Annotated in this window: 11 protein-coding genes; 6 read left to right on the forward strand and 5 right to left on the reverse strand. The window is 74.7% G+C overall.

Going from position 1 to position 18,943, the window contains the following annotated elements; genetic code table 11:
- Nucleotides 1-116: 116 nt before the first annotated feature.
- Together ACIRGB_RS12165 and ACIRGB_RS12170 are read left to right on the forward strand one after the other, a co-directional pair.
- The gene (locus ACIRGB_RS12165; protein WP_403862276.1) at nt 117-1,901 is read left to right on the forward strand and encodes an ABC transporter transmembrane domain-containing protein; all 1,785 of its coding nucleotides are present in this window, start codon (nt 117-119) and stop codon (nt 1,899-1,901) included.
- The gene (locus ACIRGB_RS12170; protein WP_403862278.1) at nt 1,898-3,703 is read left to right on the forward strand and encodes an ATP-binding cassette domain-containing protein; all 1,806 of its coding nucleotides are present in this window, start codon (nt 1,898-1,900) and stop codon (nt 3,701-3,703) included. Before ACIRGB_RS12165 ends, ACIRGB_RS12170 begins: the two co-directional genes overlap by 4 nt.
- A 69-nt stretch (nt 3,704-3,772) precedes the next feature.
- On the opposite strand, the gene ACIRGB_RS12175 is transcribed toward ACIRGB_RS12170, so the two are convergent.
- Nucleotides 3,773-4,375, reverse strand: a complete 603-nt coding sequence (locus ACIRGB_RS12175) for a LuxR C-terminal-related transcriptional regulator (RefSeq protein ID WP_403862281.1) — start codon at nt 4,373-4,375, stop codon at nt 3,773-3,775.
- A gap of 529 nt (nt 4,376-4,904) precedes the next feature.
- Between ACIRGB_RS12175 and ACIRGB_RS12180 the strand changes: the two genes are divergently transcribed.
- Both ACIRGB_RS12180 and ACIRGB_RS12185 read left to right on the forward strand, forming a co-directional pair.
- A complete protein-coding gene (locus ACIRGB_RS12180; protein WP_403862283.1) occupies nt 4,905-5,783 on the forward strand; it encodes a DUF4132 domain-containing protein in 879 nt (292 codons plus the stop codon).
- A gap of 40 nt (nt 5,784-5,823) precedes the next feature.
- Entirely contained in the window at nt 5,824-10,875 is a 5,052-nt protein-coding gene (locus tag ACIRGB_RS12185) for a DNA-binding protein (RefSeq protein WP_403862286.1), read from the forward strand.
- A 38-nt stretch (nt 10,876-10,913) separates the two neighbouring features.
- Here the strand turns inward: ACIRGB_RS12185 and ACIRGB_RS12190 are convergent, their stop codons facing one another.
- Complete coding sequence (locus ACIRGB_RS12190) at nt 10,914-12,215, reverse strand: MFS transporter (RefSeq protein WP_403862289.1); 1,302 nt, start codon at nt 12,213-12,215, stop codon at nt 10,914-10,916.
- Nucleotides 12,216-12,388: 173 nt separating this feature from the next.
- Here ACIRGB_RS12190 and ACIRGB_RS12195 point away from each other — a divergent pair, with 173 nt between their 5' ends.
- Nucleotides 12,389-14,452 carry a phosphocholine-specific phospholipase C gene (locus ACIRGB_RS12195; RefSeq protein ID WP_403862291.1) on the forward strand — a complete coding sequence of 688 codons (2,064 nt, stop codon included), beginning with the start codon at nt 12,389-12,391 and terminating at the stop codon, nt 14,450-14,452.
- A 583-nt stretch (nt 14,453-15,035) separates the two neighbouring features.
- Here the strand turns inward: ACIRGB_RS12195 and ACIRGB_RS12200 are convergent.
- Both ACIRGB_RS12200 and ACIRGB_RS12205 read right to left on the reverse strand, forming a co-directional pair.
- Nucleotides 15,036-16,034: a hypothetical protein gene (locus ACIRGB_RS12200; protein WP_403862294.1), complete on the reverse strand. Its 999-nt coding sequence runs from the start codon at nt 16,032-16,034 to the stop codon at nt 15,036-15,038.
- Nucleotides 16,031-16,852: a phosphatase PAP2 family protein gene (locus ACIRGB_RS12205; RefSeq protein WP_403862297.1), complete on the reverse strand. Its 822-nt coding sequence runs from the start codon at nt 16,850-16,852 to the stop codon at nt 16,031-16,033. The genes ACIRGB_RS12200 and ACIRGB_RS12205 overlap by 4 nt, the downstream gene beginning before the upstream one ends.
- 206 nt (nt 16,853-17,058) lie before the next feature.
- On the opposite strand from ACIRGB_RS12205, the gene ACIRGB_RS12210 reads away from it, so the two are divergent.
- On the forward strand, nt 17,059-17,673 hold the full coding sequence (locus tag ACIRGB_RS12210; protein WP_403862300.1) for a TetR/AcrR family transcriptional regulator: 615 nt from the start codon (nt 17,059-17,061) through the stop codon (nt 17,671-17,673).
- 168 nt (nt 17,674-17,841) lie between these two features.
- On the opposite strand, the gene ACIRGB_RS12215 is transcribed toward ACIRGB_RS12210, so the two are convergent.
- Nucleotides 17,842-18,873, reverse strand: a complete 1,032-nt coding sequence (locus tag ACIRGB_RS12215; protein ID WP_403862303.1) for a DUF2510 domain-containing protein — start codon at nt 18,871-18,873, stop codon at nt 17,842-17,844.
- Between the last annotated feature and the right edge of the window lie 70 nt (nt 18,874-18,943).

Raw genomic sequence — 18,943 nt, forward strand, 5'->3', positions numbered from 1 at the left:
CGGGAGTTCACGGCCGCGGCGACATGGTGAGAGCCATGTCGCCGGGCTCGGCGCCCCGGGCTCCGTCCCGGGGCGCCGACGCCTTCCCGCCCGGGACCTTACGGAGGATTTCGCCGGTGCGAACGAGCAGGCCCACGGCGCGGAAGGCGCCCGGCAGGCGGAACGCGACCGACGGCGCGGCGCCCGGGCGCGCGCTGGAAGCCCTGGTGCTGCTGTGCTCGGTCGCCGCGGCCGCGGCGGCGGTGGCCCAGCCCCTGGTCCTCGGCCGCACCCTGGATCTGCTGCTGCGCGACGGCGACGCGGGCCGGTGGCTCGCGCTGAGCGCCGGGCTGCTCCTGGGCGAACTGCTGCTGGACAGCGCGACCTCCCTGTTCACCGGCCGCTGCAACGCCACCTGGACGGCGTCCGTCCGCACCCGTGCCCTGCGAGGACTGCTGTGCGCCGCACCCGAGAGCGCGCGGCCCCATCCGCCGGGCGACGTCGGGACCCGCCTGACCCTCAACGCCGCCGACGCGGGCGGCGCCCCGGCGGCCCGGGCGGCACTGGCGGCCTCACTGATCACCCCGCTGGGCGCCCTCGTGGCGCTGGCCCTCGTCGACGTGTGGGTGGCGCTCTGCGTGCTGACCGGTCTGCCCGCCCTGGCCCTGCTGCTGCGGTCCTTCGCCCGCGACACGGGCACCACGGTCGCCGCCTACCAGCGCACACAGTCCCTGATCGCCTCCCGGCTGCTCGAAGCCCTGGACGGCGCGGACACGATCGGCGCCGCGGGAACCGGCCAACGGGAGCGCGCCCGCATCCTGGCACCGCTGACCGAACTCGCCGCCCAGGGGCGGCACATGTGGGCCCTGCACGGACGGGCGCTCGGCAGGAGCGGCGTCCTGGTCCCGCTCCTCGTGCTGGTCGCCACCGCCGTCGGCGGGCTGCGCCTGTCGGCCGGCGAACTGAGCGTGGGCGACCTGCTCGCCGTCGGCCGGTACGCCCAGCTCACCGCCGGTGTCGGCGCGGCGGCATCCCTGCTCGGGGCGATCGTACGGGCCCGCGAGGCACGGCACAGGACCCAGGAACTGGAACGGCTGCCCGCGCTGGCGTACGGCACCCGGCGGCTGCCTCCGGACGGGCCGGGAGAGCTGCGACTGCTCGGGGTGCGCGTGCTGCGCGGCGGCAGGGAGGTGCTGCGCGTCGACCGCGTCCGGGTGCCGGGCGGCAGCACGGTCGCGGTGGTCGGCCGCAGCGGCGCGGGCAAGTCCGTCCTGGCGGCGGTGGCGGGACGGCTGATCGACCCGGACGAGGGACACGTACTGCTGGACGGCGTCCGGCTCGACCACTTGACACGCGAGGCGCTGCGCACCGAGGTGGCCCACGCCTTCGAACGCCCCGTCCTGGGCGAGGGCACGGTCGCGCGGGCGATCGCCGGCGGGGCCCGGCGGCCGTCGCGGGAACAGGTGCGGCAGGCGGCCCGCGCGGCCGGCGCCGACGGCTTCGTACGCCGGTTGCCGCACGGCTACGACACCCCGCTGCCCGAGGCGCCCCTGTCGGGCGGGGAACACCAGCGGCTCGGACTGGCGCGGGCCTTCGCGCACGCCGGGCGGCTGCTGGTCATGGACGACGCCACGTCCAGTCTGGACACCGCCACGGAGCACGAGGTGAACCTGGCGCTGTGCCGCTCGGTACGGCCGGGGACCAGGCTCGTGGTCGCACACCGGCCGTCGGTCGCGGACCAAGCCGACCTGGTGCTCTGGCTGGAGGAGGGGACGGTGCGCGCCGTCGGGACCCACCGCGACCTGTGGCACACCGCGGGATACCGGGCGGTCTTCGGTGCGGACATCGGTGCCGACGCCGGGGCCGGCGGCCGTGGTGCGGAGGCCGTACGCGGCCCCGAGCCCGAAGAGGTGCGCCCGTGACGTCCGCCGGGCACCGCCCCGCGCGGGCACCGGACGACGCCCCGCCCCGCGATACCGGGGCGCTGCGCCGCCTCGCGCCCCCGGCGCGTCGCTTCCTCGCCCACCGCAAGGGCGTGCTGGTACGGCTGGCACTCTGGTCGCTGGCCGAGTCCGGGCAGGCTTTCCTGGTGGGGTACGGAGTCGCCCGCGCCGTCGACGAGGGGTTCCTCGCCGGTGACCCGGGCCGCGGGCTGCTGTGGCTCGGGGCGGCCCTGGCCGGCGTACTGACCGGCGCCCCGGTCGTGCGGGGTGTGTTCGCCCAGCTCGCCGGGTTGACCGAGCCGCTGCGCGACGGCCTGGTGCGGCGCGCGGTCGACCGGTCCATGGCGCGGGCGGCGCGGGGCGGGCCCGGCGGGACGGACCGGGCGGCCGTCTCGCGGCTGACGAACCAGGTCGAGATCGCCCGGGACAGCTTCGCGGGCCTCGTCCTCACCCTGCGGTCCTTCGTCTTCACGGCCGCCGGCGCCCTGCTCGGCCTGCTGTCCCTGCACCCCGCCCTCCTCGTGGTGGTGCTGCCCCCGCTGGCGGCCGGACTCGCGCTGTTCCTGGTCACGCTGCGGCCCATGGCGGCCGCCCAGCGCCGCGCCCTGGCGGCCGACGAGGCGCTGGGCGACCACGCGGCGCACGCCCGGACCGCCCTGCGGGACCTCACCGCCTGCGGGACCGGGCCCGAAGCGGAGCGAAAGGGCGCGGACCTGGTCGCCGAAGCCGCCGCGGCCGCCCGGACGCTGGCCGGATGGGCGGCGGTGCGCACCGCGTCGCTCGGCGTCGCGGGCCACCTGCCCGTGCTCGCACTGCTGTTGGCGGTGGAGTGGCTGCGCGGCCGAGGGGTGAGCGCGGGCGCGCTGCTCGGCGCGTTCACCTACCTCGTCCAGTCCCTGCTGCCCGCCCTGCACACCCTGATGACCGCGCTCGGCGCGGCCGGGTCTCGGCTGCTGGTCGTCCTGGACCGGATCCTCGGCCCGGAGCCGGAGCCGGTGCCGAGCACCTTGGGGCCACCGAGGGCGGCGGCTTTCGCAGCGGACACCGCCGCGGTCCCGGCGGTGGACCTGCGTGCCGTCACGCTGTCCTACGGCGTCCGCGCCGAGCCCGTGCTCGACTCGCTCGATCTGCGCGTCGCCCCGGGCGAGCACCTCGCCGTCGTCGGACCGAGCGGCATCGGCAAGTCGACCCTCACCCGCCTCGTCGCGGGGACGCTCGGGCCGAGCCGCGGCGAGGTACGCGTGGCGGGCCGCGTGGTGACGGGGCGCCCCGCCGCCGAGCTGGCCGCACTGCGGGTGCTGGTCCCGCAGGACGCCTACGTGTTCTCCGGCACCGTCGGCGACAACCTCGCGTATCTGAGGCCGGACGCGGGCCGGGCCGAACTCGACGCGGCGGTCAGGGCGTTCGGTCTGCGGTCCCTGGTCGAGCGCCTGGGCGGGCTGGACGGCACGGTGCGCCCCGCCGAACTCTCACCGGGGGAGCGGCAGCTGGTCGCGCTGGTCCGCGCGTACCTGTCGCCCGCCCCCCTGCTGCTGCTCGACGAGGCCACCTGCCATCTGGACCCCGCGTCCGAGGCCCGCGCGGAGGAGCACCTCGCGAGGCGGCCCGGAACGCTGCTCGTGGTGGCGCACCGCCTGTCCTCGGCGGTCCGTGCCGACCGGACCCTGGTGCTGGACGGCGTGCGGGCGGAGTGCGGCACGCACGACGAACTGCTGAGCCGCTCGCCGCTCTACCGGGACCTGACGGGCCACTGGCACACGGGGCCCCTTCCACGGCCGTGAACCGCGGCCCGCCGTCCGGTGCCGCGGACCGGACCGGACCGGACCGGACCGGACCGGGTCGGGTCGGGGTCACGTCCAGCCGGCGCTCTGGACTATGCGGATCGCGTCGATGCGGTTGCGGGCGCCCACCTTCCGGATCGCCGTGGCCATGTAGTTGCGGACCGTGCCCCGGGACAGATGCAGGCGTGCCGCTATCTCCGCTATCGGTGCCCCCTGGGAGGCCAGGGTCAGTACCCCCAGTTCCCTGGTGGTCAGCGGCATCTCCGCGCCCTTCAGCAGGGCCACGGTGAGCGTCTCGTCCAGGTACCGCTCGCCCTTGGCGACCGTGTGCACCGCCGCGATCAGCCGATGGGCCGGGGCGTTCTTGTCGACCAGCCCGAGGGCGCCCCCGTCGAACGCGCGGCGCAGCACACCCGGCCGCTTGGCGGTCGTCATGACGACGAGCCGGTCACCGTACCGGGCCCGCACCCCCGCCCCGCGTCCGTCCGGACCCGACAGGCACTCGCCGTCCACGACACAGACGTCGGCGGGTAACGCCGCACTCTCCGCCCCGTCGGCGTCCGGGCACTGCGAGGACACCTCCAACCTGTCCTCGGATCTCAGGAGTTGCACCAACGCCGAGCGCAACAGCGTCTCGGCGTGCACCACCACAACACGGACCATCTCCCCCACCTCATGTCGGCGGCGGTCCCGTTCGGACCGCCGACTGCGCGTGCCCCCACGCCACCGGCCATGTGCCCCTATTCGGGACGGTGGAACACGACGCGTACGCACGTGCGAACCGCAGTGGAAACAATCCGCCGTGGCGGAAGCTCCGTCGAGGGACGGACGTGACAGGTGATCGAGCGAAGAAGGGCGGATAACACACCAATCCGCGGGCGGTCACGGACCGGGCGGCCACCGGCGAGGGGCCACCGTCCCTGCGGCCTAGGCCCTGGTGTCCTGGCCAGGGCGGGGCCCGCGGCCCGGGACCGGCCGCCCCGCCACGGCCCGGCCCGATCCGACCGCCACCCGACGGGCGGCGGGCCCGGCCGAAAACCGCCGCTGGCCAATCTGGCGTGAAAGCACCGCGCCGGTCGCCTCCCGTCCCTGTCAGTGGGTGCCCCTAGTCTTTGGCCAACACCACAGCAGAGCGTGTCTGTTCAGGGGCGACGCGTGCGCTGTGCCGTGTGTTCCTAGCAGCGGGAGAGGCGAAGACCTGATGGGTTGGCTGGCAGCGGGCGACACGTACGAAGTCGCGCTGGTGGAGGGCCGGGTGGTGGCGCGTTCCGCGTCGGCGACACCGGCGGGGGAGTGGAAGCGGGAGCGAACACTGCCCGCGGAGCTGCAGGACCGCCCCGAGGTGGTCGAACTCCAGCGCTTGGCCGAGTGGCTGGACCGGCACGCCGCCGAGTGCGTGGCACAGGTCGACCACTGGATGGTGTCCTCGCTGCCGGTGCCCACCGGGCTGCTCGCGCGGGTGTGGCCCGACGAGGCATGGCGGGCGGCGCTGCGCGACATCGTCGTGGTCGGCGAAGGCCCCGACGAGATCGGCTTCCTGCGCGACGCGGACGAGTCGGACGGGCTGCGGGTGGTGACCCCGGACGGCGGGACCGTCCGCCTGACCGCCCGCACGGTGACCATGCCCCACCCGGTCCTCCTTCCCCAGCTGGAGGAACTGCGCGCCCTCGCCGATGAGTTGGGCGTCGTCCAGGGTGTGGAGCAGATCCACCGGGCCATCTGGCCGGCGCCCGGGGAGACCGACGGGGGCGGCACCGACGTGGTCACCGAGTTCGCGGGCGCCGAGTACCGCTCGTGGTTCCACCTGTCCGCCCGTGCCACCTCTCTCGGCTACCAGGTCTCCGGGAGCCGCATCGTCGGCCGGGTCCGGGACGCCGGACGCGTCTACACCGCCGCCGTCGGCATGAGTGACCCCTACACCGAGGAGAAGGCCTGGACCGGCGGCCTGTCCTGGAGCCTCGGGGACGCCCACCGGCGCCTTCCGCTGCGCGAGGTCGGCCCCGTCGCCTGGTCCGAGGGCATGCGCATGGCCGCGGCCCTGCACGCCGGCCGCACCGTGCCCACGGACGACGCCCGGTGAACACCACAGCGGTACGCACACCCACGAAAGGCACGCGAGCATGAGCGACGGTACGACACGGGACGGGGCGGCGGCGGACGTGGAGGAACTGCTGCGCGCCGGTGCGGTACTGCCGCCGGGCACCACCGGGGGAGGCGACCGGGCCGTGCCCGTGTTCACCCGGGCCTACCGGCATCCGGCCCTGGACGACCGGATCGTCGTACGCCTGACGCCCGCCCACCCGTCCGGCGCGGAGCCCGCCGCGGGAGACCCGGCGGGCGGGGACGACGGCGGATTCCTCGGACTGGTGCCCGTGGGCGAGCCGGTCGAGGTCGGCGTCGGACAGCACCGGGCCATGGGCTTCCCCGAATGGGTGCTGGTCCGCCACCCCTCCGACGGCCATCTCGCGATGTCCCTGGTCGAGGAGATGAACAAGGTCGCGCGGACGGTGCGCTCCCGGGCGAAGAGGGCCCGAGCCACCTACGAGTCGATCGGCGCGCGCCTCGCGGGCTCCGTGCCGCACTTCCTGCCCACCTTCTACGAGGAGGCCGGCCGGGTCTTCCTGGCCGCCGGCGAGCAGGCGTACGCCTCCCAGATGTTCGTCAACGCGCGCAAGGCCGAGACGGCCCACGCCCTGCCGTTCGACGAGGCCCGCATGGACGCGGTGTTCCTGGAGTTCGCCCTCGCCGACGCCATGCCGACCAAGGTGCTCTCCAGCTACGCCAAGGGACTCTCCTCCCGGGTGCCGGCCGCCACCGCCTTCCGGCACCTGCGCGGGCTGTTCGTCCGGCTCGCCGCGCACGGCGTGGCCCCGTCCAGCCCCGGCGCGGGCGATCTGCGCAGGCTGGCGAAGGCCGCCGCGGGCAGGAACGCGCTCGCCGAGGAGATGGCCTACCTGCGCGAGGTGCTGCCGCTGCCCGGCACCCTCAAGGCGCCGCCCGGCTGGTGGAAGGCCCACCGGGCCGCCCTGGTGGAACTGGCCCGGCGCGAACCCGCCGTCCGCGGCACCCTGCTCGGACTGCTTCCCTCGGAGTGGGAGCACGAGGAACTGGGACAGTGGCTCGACCTGCTGGACAAGACCGGCGCCACTGACGGACTGTGCGACGCCACGCTGCCCGCCGAGGCGCGGTCCCCCGACGGCACCGCCGGCTGGACCCGCAGGTTCCTCGCCCTCTGCCGCACCGACGAGCGGCGCATCGCACCGCCCGAGCTGTACCCGCTTCTCGACCGCATGGCCGACACCCTCCGCGCCGAACTGGACGCCGGGAACGGTACGGTGCGGCCCCCCGTCGGCGACGTCAACCTCCTCGACCAGCTCCTCGCCCTGCGTATCCCGGTCGGGGCCCCCGAGGACCGCTCGGGACTCAACCTCCAGGACTGGGCGGCCCTTCCGACGCGGCGCGACCTCGTCGCCCTGGCGGCCGACCCCCGCTTCCACGCGGCCTTCCGCAGGGGCTGCCCCACCTACGAGCGCGACGGCATCGACAAGCGCACCGTGACCCGGCTGGCCGAGTCGCCGGGCGGCCGTCCGATGCTCGCCGCATGGGTGGCCGGCATCAGCCGCGGATACCTCACCAGCGCACTGGGCGAGTTCGCCCTCTACAGCGGCCCGTTCCAGACGTTGAAGTGGCTGCCGGGCGAGATCCTGGCGACCGCCGAGCGGGAGGTGCGGGACGCGCTGAGCACCGGCATGGCGCCCGTGCTCGCCCGCGCACTGCGGAACGGGCTGCTCGACGAACTGGGCTGGCCCGCCTGGGACGAGGCGATCGGCGCGGCCACGCCTGCGGAGCGGGCCCGCGCGATCCGCGTGGCCGAAGCCTGGCCGCACCTCGTCGTCCTCGACGGCACCCACGCCCGGGTGATCGACGCGCGGGGCACGGTCCTCAGTCACGAACTGCGCCTCCCGGACGACGCGGAGCGCCCCGACGTCCGGTACGTGGACGGCCGGCTCCTCGTCTCCTGGTACGCGCCCGCCCAGTCCACCTCGTACGGCTACTGGTACCACCCCGGGAGCGACACGGGCGTTTCGGCACCGACGGAACTCGACGGCGACGTCCGCTCCTCCTACGCCTGCCACGTCAACGGGAGCGGCGGGACGAACGGCATGCCGCCCGCCTCCCTCCCGCTCCCCGGGGGCGGCAGGACCACCGGCCGCGGCGTGCTGCGGCCGGGGGACACCCACGTCCCGTGGCGGCGCCAGGTGATCAGCGACGGCACGTCGTACTGGGTGTGGGTCGAGGACTGGTCCGCCGAGCGGAACAGCGCCTGGCACGCCTACGACCCGGCCGACGACACGGTGGGGGAGCGGGGCGGGCCGGACTGGTTCACCGAGGGGCTGCGCGCCGCGCCGGAGGGCAGCGCCCTCGACACCTCCTGGCTGCTGCCCGCCTTCGCCGCCGAGCCCGGGCCGGTGTGCGCCCCGGTGGACGGGCGGCTCGGCTGGCGGGTGATCACCCTGCCCGACGGCTCGCGGCGGGGAGAGGACCTGACCGGCCGCTCGGTCGTCGTACCGCGGCGCGTGGGCGGCAGCCCGGAGCACGCGCTGGTCTTCCCCGGCACCGACCGGATCGTCACCGTGATGCGCTGGTCCAGCGACATCCAGCTGCGGGACGCCGAGTGCGCGGTGCTCGCCCACGTCCACGGGGACCAGGCAGCGGGCCCCTTCTCCGCGGGCACCCCGCTGCTGCCGCCCTTGCGCTACTGGCACCGGCTGCGGCCCCGCGACCCGCAGGGCTCCGCGGCGCTCCGCCGGGCCGGCGACGACGTCGCGGCGACGCTGCTGGCGGCGGCCCTGGCCGAGACGACCGGGGACGAGGCGGCGGAGGCCGGGGCGGCGGACCGGGAAGCGGTGCTCGCACCCGTCCGCACCCTGTTCCCGCAGGTCGGCCACGAGGCGCTGCTCCGGGGCATCACCGGAGTGGCCCGCTACGCCGCCGAGCAGCAGCGCGTCCTGGACGAGCTGCTCGCCCGGCTGGACTCGGCGGTCCGGGGCGTCGCCCCGGAGGAACCCCGGCCCGCGCTGGGCGACCGCCTGCTCGCCGCCGCGCTGAACGGCGTCGGCCTCACCGAACGCGACAAACGCGGGTACTACGACTTCCGGCACGACCTGTTCGACCTTCCGGGACTCCTCGCCCGTTCGATGAAGGGCCTGGCCGAACCGGCCCCCGCGGGCATCCTGCACCTGTCGCTCGACAAGCGGGGGCCGCTGGAGCACCTGAACGCGGTGGCCCTGCCCGAGCTGCCCGCCGTACTGGCGCTCAGGGCGGCCTCCGAGGCCACCGTGGAGGAGCACCGGCAGGCCCAGGACGCCTTCCTCGGCGAACTGGACGCGCGGGGGCTGACGGAGCTGGACCCCGGCCACTGGCGCCGGGTCCACCTGGCCTTCGACCCCGACACGTTCGACGGTCCGGGCGCCCCGTACGGGTACACGCGAGGGACCGTACTCGACTTGGAGGGCGGGGAGTTCCTCGTCTTCCCCGACGACTGGTACCGGTTCGTCCGCGAGTGGGGACCCTACGAGATCAAGGGCAAGCACTACGGCGCGCTCCACCACGACCCGTCCGGCCGTTTCGCGGCGCCGGCCCCCTACACGCCGGTGTCCGAGGAGCCGTTCGTGCCGGAGCCGACGCGGGCACCCGGCTGGGTCGCCGCCTTCCGCGCCGAACTGGCCGAGCGCGGCCCCGCGCCCTGGCGCCCCGAGGCCGCCGAGGAGTTCGCCCGGCTTACCGGCGTCACCCCGACCACGGCCCGGCTGGTGCTCGCCGGAATGCCGCAGATCGACGACAAACGCGTGGCCGTGCCCTCCGCGACCCTGAAGGTCATAGGCGTGAAGGCGGCCGACGCCGGCGTGGCCAAGGACGAGCTGAGATCTCTCGACAGCGGCGCCCTGCGGGCCGTCGTGGCGGCACTGCTGCCCACCGAACCGTCCCGGCTCTGGACCCACGGCCCCGACATCGCCCGCGCGGCCGAGGTCTGGAACGAGCGGCTGGGCAGACGCACCCCGCTGCCCGAGGAGGTGCTCCACGACGCCGTCCGGACCGTCGAGCCCGTGGGGTGGGCGCCCGCCGACGCCCTGCGGGGCTTCGTGGACCTGGCCACCGAGCCCCGGCTGACGAAGGACCTGACCTGGAGCCTCGGCCGCTACTACGTGGAGAACGCCGAGAAGACACCCGGCTTCGACGGCTCGGTGCTCAAGGGGTCGGTGGCCCTGGCCGCCTGGCTCGCCCACCGGCTGCCGTCCGGCGACCCGCTGCGGGCCGCCCTGCCCGGCGTCCTGACCGCACTGCGCGAGCGGCTGGCCCACCCAGATCTGCTGCTCGCCCTCGACCGGCGGGGCGTCGACTGGGAGGCGTTCCGGCGGGCCGCCGGAGAACCGACGGAGACCGGCGATGCCTTCGAGCGTCACGGCGCGGTCGTCCTGGGCACCGAGCGGACGGAACCGCTCCCCGCGATCCGGCCGGCGCTGCTGGACGCCGCCGGTCACGACCCTCACCTGGCGGCGCTGTCCACTGGCGAGCGGCCCAACGCCCAGGAGACAGCGCTGCGCCTGGTCCACGACCGGTCGTTCGCCGAGCTGCTCGCCGACCCGGGCAACCCGATGGCGGGCGAGCGCGACGCGGACGGCCTGTGGTGGCCCCAGGACCCGGCCCGCTCGGTGCCCGACCTGGTCGCCGAGGCGGTCGTGCGGTACGGCATCGGCGAGGACGCGGCCGTCCTCTACCTGATGCTGCTCGCCATGCCGGACCCCACCGACCGCGCCACCGCACGGTGGACCGGCTGGGGCGGGCAGCGCGGCGGCACCGCCCGGCTGCGCGCCGCCCGGGCCGAACTCGCCGCCACCGACCTCGTGGTCGAGGGCAGCCGCCCCAAGGCCGGACGCTCGCTGTTCCTGCCCGGCGGCTGGTTCCAGCCCGGCAATCCGCACCTGCCGCTGGAGCGGTGGAAACTGCCGCTGTACGGCCTGCGCGACGGCGAGTCACCCGTCCTCGGCGTCCTCGTGCCCACCCGGCCCGTCGCCGCGCTGTACCGGGAGGCGTGGCGACGCGTCCAGGACGGGGACGGGCCGCGGCTGGAGGAACTGGAGGTGCCGCGACCGCGCAAGCGCCGCCGCTGACGGTTACCGGCTGCCGGCTGAGGCTGACGGCTGACGGTTCAGCGCTCCAGGTGCTTGTGCGCCGTCTCCGGCAGCCTCAGGTACACCAGCGAGGACAGCAGGCACAGCACGGCGACGTACCAGGGGAACAGCCCGGAATGGCCCAGGTCCTTGAAGAGCGTTCCCACGTACGGCGCCGTGCCGCCGAACAGCGCCACCGTGAGCGAGTAGGGGAAGCCGATCCCGGCCGCCCGCACCCGGGGCGGAAAGATTTCGGCGTTCACGGCGGCGCTGATGGAGGTGAAGCCGGTCAGCAGGACCATCCCGGCGCACTGCACGAGCAGCAGCACGGCGAAGGAGTCGCGCAGCGAGTGCAGCAGCGGCACGCTCAGCAGCGCGAACCCCACGCCGAAGAAGAGCAGGAGGGGACGGCGCCCGAACCGGTCGGAGAGCAGGCCGCCGAGCGGCTGGAGCAGCCCGAAGAAGGCCAGCGAGATCGTCCCCGCCAGCAGCGCGTCCGACTTGGCGACGCCCGCGTTCAGTTCGGCGTACGTCGGCAGGTACGACGTCCAGGTGTAGTAGGCGATGGTGCCGCCCGCCGTGATGCCGCAGATCAGCAGGGACTCGCGCGGATGGCGGCGCAGGGCCTCGAACAGGGCCGGGCGCGGCGCCCGTTGCTGCTCGCCGCTGCGGGTCTCCTGCGCGCCCTGCCGGATCCAGAAACCGACCAGGCTGAGGACGGCGCCGAACACGAAGGGCACCCGCCATCCCCAGCCGTTCATCCGGTCCTCGCTCAGCGTGTCCACCAGCAGCGTCGCGATCCCGGAGGCCAGCAACTGCCCCGCTGTGGTCGAGACGTACTGGAAACTGGAGAAGAGCCCGCGCCGGCCCGGCCCCGCGGACTCCACCAGGAAGGTCGTCGAGGCCGCGAACTCGCCGCCCACCGAAAGACCCTGGAGCAGCCGCGCGACCACGAGGACCACCGGGGCCAGCACACCGGCCGCCGTGTACGTCGGGGTGAGCCCGACCAGCAGACTGCTGCCGCCCATCAGCAGGATGGTGACGGTCAGCGCGGCGCGCCGCCCGCGCCGATCCGCGATCGCGCCCATCAGCAGCCCGCCGACCGGCCGCATGAAGAAGCCCACCGCGAACACGGCGAACGTCGACAGCAGCGGCACCAGCGAGTTGTCCGCGCTCTCGGGGAAGACCTGGTCCGCGATGTAGGTGGCCAGGAAGGTGTACGCGTACCAGTCGTACCACTCCACGGCGTTGCCCACCGAGGCGGCGAGGAGCTGGCGTACGGGCCGTCGGGTCAAAGGTGCCGGTGCGTCCGTGTCCATGCCTGTCATGATCGCGACCATCCCCGGACGGCGGGCCCGGCACACCTCGCGTACCGGTGACTTTCACACCAGCGCCACCGGACCCTTCCCTGACGTTTGCTGCTCCTGGAACACTCCATTCGCGCGCATTCCGTCATCACCCGGCACCGTCCGGCCGGTTGAACCACCCCCCAAGGCGAGAGGTCCCTCACCCCATGGCCGAAGTGAACCGGCGCCGATTCCTCCAACTCGCGGGCGCCACGACGGCGTTCAGCGCCCTGTCCGCGAGCATCGACCGGGCCGCCGCGCTGCCGGCGAACCACCGCTCGGGGTCGATCGAGGACGTCGAGCACATCGTTGTCCTGATGCAGGAGAACCGTTCTTTCGACCACTACTTCGGCAGGCTGCGCGGAGTCCGCGGCTTCGGCGACCCGCACCCGGTGCGGCTGGACGACGGCAGGTCGGTGTGGCACCAGCGCAAGAGCGACGGGACGGAGGTGCTGCCGTTCCACCCGGAGGCCGACGACCTCGGCATGCAGTTCCTCGAAGGGCTCCCGCACGGCTGGTCTGACGGACAGGACGCCTACCACAACGCCAAGTACGACCGCTGGCTGCCCGCCAAGGGCACCACCACCATGGCGTATCTGACCCGCGAGGACATCCCCTTCCACTACGCGCTCGCCGACACCTTCACCGTCTGCGACGCCTACCACTGCTCCTTCATCGGCTCCACCGACCCCAACCGCTACTACCTGTGGTCGGGGCACACCGGCAACGACGGCGTGGGCGGCGGCCCGGTCCTCGGCAACGACGAACTCGGCTACGACTGGACCACGTACCCCGAGCGGCTGGAGAAGGCCGGGATCTCCTGGAAGATCTACCAGGACATCGGCGACGGCCTCGACGCCGCCGGCCACTGGGGCTGGATCGACGACGCCTACCGCGGCAACTACGGCGACAACTCCCTGCTGTACTTCAACAAGTACCGCAGCGCCCAGCCCGGCGACCCCCTCTACGACAAGGCCCGCACCGGCACCGACGCCAGGAGCGGCGAGGGCTACTTCGACCGGCTGCGCGCCGACGTCAAGGCGGGCAGGCTGCCGAAGATCTCCTGGATAGCCGCCCCGGAGGCGTTCTCCGAGCACTCCAACTGGCCCTCGAACTACGGCGCCTGGTACATCTCCCAGGTCCTGGACGCGCTCACCTCCAATCCGGAGGTGTGGGCGAAGACCGCCCTGTTCATCACGTACGACGAGAACGACGGCTTCTTCGACCACGTGGTGCCGCCGCTGCCGCCGAAGTCCGCCGCGCAGGGCCGGTCCACCGTCGACGTCTCCCTGGACGTCTTCAAGGGCAGCGCCACCCACCGCGAGGGCTTCTACGGGCTGGGCCCGCGCGTGCCCATGCTGGTCGTCTCGCCGTGGAGCAAGGGCGGCTTCGTCTGCTCCGAGACCTTCGACCACACCTCGGTCATCCGCTTCATGGAGCGCCGCTTCGGCGTCCGCGAACCGAACATCTCACCCTGGCGGCGCGCCGTCTGCGGCGACCTGACCTCCGCCTTCGACTTCTCCCGCACGGACAGCCGCCCGGCCCGGCTGCCGGACACCGACGCCTACGAGCCGCCGGACCGCGAACGCCACCCCGACTACCGTCCGACGCCGCCCGCGGACCCCGGCATGCCCCGGCAGGAACGCGGGACGCGCCCCACCCGCCCGCTGCGCTACGCCCCGTACGTGGACGGTGCCGTGGACCCGGCGGCCGGGAAGTTCACCCTGGCCTTCGCCTCCGGCGCCCGGGCCGGCGCCGCCTTCCTCGTCACCTCCGGCAACCGCACCGACGGCCCCTGGACGTACACCACCGAGGCCGGCAAGACCCTCGCGGACACCTGGAACTCGGCCTACTCCGCCGGCTCCTACGACCTGACCGTGCACGGCCCGGCCGGCTTCCTGCGGGTCTTCCGGGGCGCCAACAGGGTCGCGGGACCCGCCGGACCCGAGGTCACCGCGCGGCACGACGGCGACGACCTCCGGCTGACCGTCACCCACACCGGGACCGGCACGGCCCGGCTGCGGATCGCCAACGCCTACGACGGCCGCACCCGCACCCTCACCGTGCGCCCCGGCGCCACCGTGCACCACACCGTCGCCCTCGCGCGCACCCGCCGCTGGTACGACGTGACGGTCACCTCCGCCACCGACCCGGCCTTCCTGCGACGCTTCGCCGGCCACGTGGAGAACGGCCGCCCGGGCACCAGCGACCCGGCCATCATCACGGACTGAGACGGCCCCGGCCCCGGATCTAGAGCGGCGTAAGACGCCCCGGCCCCGGCCGCCGGGGCACCAGCCCGGCCCTCCTCTGCCCCGGACCCTCCGACACCGGCACGGGCAGCGGACCGGGCGGACCGGGCGGACCGGGCGGGCCCGCGGTCACGGGGCTCGCGGCCACCGGGCCTGCGGCTCGGGCCGTCCCGGGGTCGCCCGCCCGGACCCGGATCTAGAGCGGCGTGAGGTGCCCTGGCCCCGGCTGCCGGGGGACCAGCCCGGGCCCCCTCTGCTCCGAGCCCTCCGGCACCGGCTCGGGCAGCGGATCATCCGGCAGCGGACCGGCCGGACGCGCGGTCACGGGGCTCGCGGCCACCGGGCCCCCGGGCTCGGCCCCCTCGGGGTCGCCCGTCCGGTCCCGCAACTAGAGCGGCGTAAGGTGCCCCGGCCCCGGCTGCCGGGGCACCAGCCCGGCTCCCCTCTGTCCTGGACCCTCCGGCACCGGCTCGGGCAGCGACCGGACGGGCCTGCGGCCACGGGGCTCGCGGGCTCGGGGCCTGCGGGCTCCGGCCGCACCGGGGTCGCCCGCCCGGGCCCGGATCTAGAGCGGCGTGAGGTGCCCTGGCCCCGGCTGCCGGGGCACCAGCCCGGGCCCCCTTTGCCCCGGGCCCTCGGGCACCGTCTCGGGCAGTGGACCGGGCGGCAGAGGACCGGCCGGACTCGCGGCCACCGGACCCGCGGTCACGGGACCCTCGGCCACCGAGCCCGCGGGCTCCGGCCGTACCGGGGTCGCCCGGCTCAGGTGGAGTACTCCCCAGGCGGCCAGTGCCGCGCCGGTCAGGGCGAGGAGCACGCCGCCCGCGCCGCCCCTGAGCCGCTCTCCGAGCAGGGAGAGCCCGATCACCGCGGCGGCCACCGGATTGGCCAGGGTCACCACCGCCAGCGGGGCGCCTAGACCGCCCCGGTACGCCGTCTGGGACAGCAGCAGTCCGCCCGCCGCGAAAGCGGCCACCAGCACGGCGACGCCGATCACCTGGACGCTCAGCAGCGGTCCCGAGCGGTCGGTGACGGCGACCGTGACGGTCTGGGTGAGCGCCGAGGCGACGCCGGACGCGATGCCGGACGCCGTCGCGTGCCGCAGCCCGGGCCGGGTCCCGGGCCACGACAGCGCGCCGATCAGCGCGGCCGTCGTACCGGCCACACCCAGCGCCTCCGGCACGCTCAGCACGTCCTCCGGCGCGGGCCCCGACGCGGTGAGCAGCAGTGCTCCGAGGCCCAGCAGCGTCAGCCCGGTGCCCCGCCACTCGATCGCGCTCACCCTGCGGCCCGCCAGCCGCGCCCCCAGGGGCACCGCCGCGACCAGGGTGAGCGCGCCGAGCGGCTGGACCACGGTGAGGGGACCGTACTTGAGCGCCACCACGTGCAGCAGCGCAGCCGACGCGTTGAGCGCGACCGCCCACCACCAGGCGCCGGAGGCCAGCGTCCGCAGCGCACCGGCGCCGGAGGCGCGCGAGGCCAGCCGCTCCTGGGCGACGGCCGCGGCGGCGTAGGCGCAGGCCGAGACGAGGGACAGCAGTACGGCGACGAGCGCGGCGTTCAACGGCCCGCTCCGACCAGCTCGGGCCGCTCGGCCGGCGTCCGGCGCCGCACCTCGGCCCGCCGGTGGGGCAGGCCGTATCGCTGCCGCTGCCGCTGCCGCGGGCGAGGCAGCGGCAGCACCGCCAGCGCGAGGCCGAGCAGCGCCGTGGCCACGATCACGTCGAGCCAGTAGTGGTTCGCGGTGCCCACGACGACCAGCAGTGTCATCAGCGGATGCAGCAGCCACAGCCAGCGCCACCGGGTCCGCGTCGCGACGACCAGACCGATCGCCAACATCAGGGCCCAGCCGAAGTGCAGCGAGGGCATCGCCGCGAACTGGTTCGACAACGCGTCGGTGCGCGGCGGCCCGTACACCGAGGGGCCGAAGCGCCGGGCCGTGTCGATCAGCCCGGTGGCCCCCAGCATGCGCGGCGGGGCGAGCGGAAAGAGCAGGTGCAGCACCAGCGCGGCGCCGGTCACCGCGGCCAGGACCCGGCGGGCCCAGACGTAGTGCGCGGGCCGGCGCAGGTAGAGCCAGACCAGGAAGGCCAGGGTGGCCGGGAAGTGGACGGCGGCGTAGTACGTGTTCGCCACGTGCACCAGCGTGTCGCCGTGCAGCAGCAGCGACTGGACCGCGCCCTCGTCGGGCAGCCGCAGCACGCGCTCCCAGTCCCACACGTGGTGGGCGTTGCGGAAGGCCTCGGCGGTGTGTCCCGTCGCCAGTTGACGGCCGAACTTGTACACGAGGAAGAGCCCGGCCACGAGCAGGAGCTCACGGACGAGCGGTGGGCGCGCGGGCGCGTCCGGCCCCGCTTCTGCAGGATCGCTGCGGGCATTCATCCCCCGGCCCCTTCACTGACGGTGGTGCGTGTGGCTTGGTCGGGTACGGGGGCGTGTGACGGTTCTCATCGATACGACCTCGTTCCGATACGCCAGTGTACCGATACGGTGGTGTACCGGTACACTGGCGTATCGATAGACATAGGACACACTGGGTGAAGGACCGGACGGGAAGGCCCGTCGGCGAGCGAGAGGGAGCGCAGACGATGACGTCGCAGGACGCGGAGCGACCGGAAACGGTCGGCACCTCGCGCCGCTCCAAGCTCACGCCGGAGCGTGAGCAGGAGTTCTTCGACGCCGTGCTCGACCAGCTCCGCTCCTGCGGCTACGACGCCGTCACCATGGAGGGCATCGCCGCCAGCACCCGGTGCAGCAAGTCCACGCTCTACCGGCAGTGGAAGACCAAGCCCCAGTTCGTGGCCGCCGCACTGCGCTCCAGCCGCCGGATGCGCTTCACCGACATCGACACCGGGTCGCTCGCCGAGGACCTGCGCCGGGCGGCCGCGGCCGCGGGCGAGGGGGCGGACAAGGACACCGGGCTGCTCCAGGCGCTCGGCCACGCGGTCATGGAGGACCCGGAACTCAAGTGCGCGCTGCGCGAGGCGCTCGTCGAGCCGGAGATCGCCGCACTGCGGGCGATCCTCGCGCGCGGCGTGGCACGGGGCGAGGTGCCGGCCGGGCACCCGGCGCTGGAGTACGTGCCCGCGCAGCTCTTCGGCATGCTGCGGATGCGGCCCGTCCTGGAGGGCGAGCAGGCGGACGCGGCGTACCTGGTGCGGTTCGTGGAGGCCGTCGTGCTGCCGGCGCTCGGCCTCCCCTGAGACTCAGGCCGCCGTCCACGGGATGACTGGACGGTGGCCTGCCCGCGCCGCACCGTGGGGACGGGGGCGGCGCGCACCCCCGGCCGGGTGGGGCACCCTCTGAGCGGAAGGGCGCCCCACCCGGCCGACGGTTTTCCGGCGGTGCCTCGCAAGGCGCCGCCGGACTCGTCAGACGTCCTGGCCGCCACCCCCGCCGCCGGCCGTGGTGTCCACCTTTATGCCCTTGGTTATCTCGTCGATGACCGACTGCTGCTGGTCGGTGTCGACACCGAAGCGCACGACGACGATGCGCGAGGAATCGGCGGGCGAGGGGAAGGCCAGCGACTCGACAAAGCCGTCGGAGCCCTTGGCGGTGACCGCCTTCCAGCGGACCAGGTAGCCCTTCTGCCCGGCGACCGTGACCACCTTGGAGGCCAGCTCGTCGTGCGAGGTGATCCCTCCGTAGGACTCCCCTCCGTAGGACTCCTCGGCGTTCGCCTCGATGTCGGCCTTCGCGACCTCCTCGGCGGTGTCGCCCTTGGTCTTCAGGAGCACCGCGGGGGCCGAGTAGGCGCCGCCCTTCGTGCAGGACTTGGAGGTGTCGCCGGGGCACTTGTAGGCGTCGTCCGACGTCAACTGCGCGCCCACCTGCAGCTCCTGCCCCGACCAGCCGTCCGGGATGGGCAGGCTGATCCCGCTGAACGCGTCGGTCACCGAGCCGCTGTCGACCTTGGGCGGTTCCGACTCGCCGGGGGAGTCCGGCGCGGGCGACCGGCCGTCCTCGCCGCCGCCGTTGCCGCCGCCAGAGTCGCCGAAGGGGTCGCCGCCGTCGCCGGGGCCACGCCGGTCCTGCTGCGCGGCGTTGCCGCCCGAGCCGTCGTCGGTCAGCGCGTACACGCCGACCCCGATGCCGGCCAGCACCGCCACGGCCGCCGCGACGGCTATTCCGGTACGCAGCCGGCGCCGTCGTGCGGACGGCGGCTGGACCGGAAGGCCCGGATACCCCGGGTGCACGGGGTACGCCCCGGCCGCGGTGCCCTGCGCCGGCGGCTGGAGCGGCGGCCCGGTCGGCGGCTGCGCGGGCGGTGCCCCCGCGGCGTCCGCCCCCGCGGGGCGCACCTGGTCGGTCCACGCCGTGCCGTCCCACCAGCGCTCGGTGGCGGGACCGTCATTCTTCTGTCCGGGGTCCGGGTACCACCCGGGAGGAGTCGCCTGCGTCATGCGCCCACCGTATGAGGCGTCGGTGAAAGCCGGATGAGAGGCCCGCTCGCATCCGCTGCGCGGGCCGGTC

Source organism: Streptomyces sp. NPDC102490 (assembly GCF_044765285.1).
In the GTDB taxonomy this organism is placed as follows: Bacteria; Actinomycetota; Actinomycetes; order Streptomycetales; family Streptomycetaceae; genus Streptomyces.

What these genes read in the sequence shown, in the direction of transcription:
- ACIRGB_RS12210 (WP_403862300.1), top strand. Translation starts at nt 17,059, where the DNA reads ATGACGTCGCAGGACGCGGAGCGACCGGAAACGGTCGGCACCTCGCGC.
- ACIRGB_RS12215 (WP_403862303.1), bottom strand. Translation starts at nt 18,873, where the DNA reads ATGACGCAGGCGACTCCTCCCGGGTGGTACCCGGACCCCGGACAGAAG.
- ACIRGB_RS12195 (WP_403862291.1), top strand. Translation starts at nt 12,389, where the DNA reads ATGGCCGAAGTGAACCGGCGCCGATTCCTCCAACTCGCGGGCGCCACG.
- ACIRGB_RS12180 (WP_403862283.1), top strand. Translation starts at nt 4,905, where the DNA reads ATGGGTTGGCTGGCAGCGGGCGACACGTACGAAGTCGCGCTGGTGGAG.
- ACIRGB_RS12185 (WP_403862286.1), top strand. Translation starts at nt 5,824, where the DNA reads ATGAGCGACGGTACGACACGGGACGGGGCGGCGGCGGACGTGGAGGAA.
- ACIRGB_RS12190 (WP_403862289.1), bottom strand. Translation starts at nt 12,215, where the DNA reads ATGGTCGCGATCATGACAGGCATGGACACGGACGCACCGGCACCTTTG.
- ACIRGB_RS12205 (WP_403862297.1), bottom strand. Translation starts at nt 16,852, where the DNA reads ATGAATGCCCGCAGCGATCCTGCAGAAGCGGGGCCGGACGCGCCCGCG.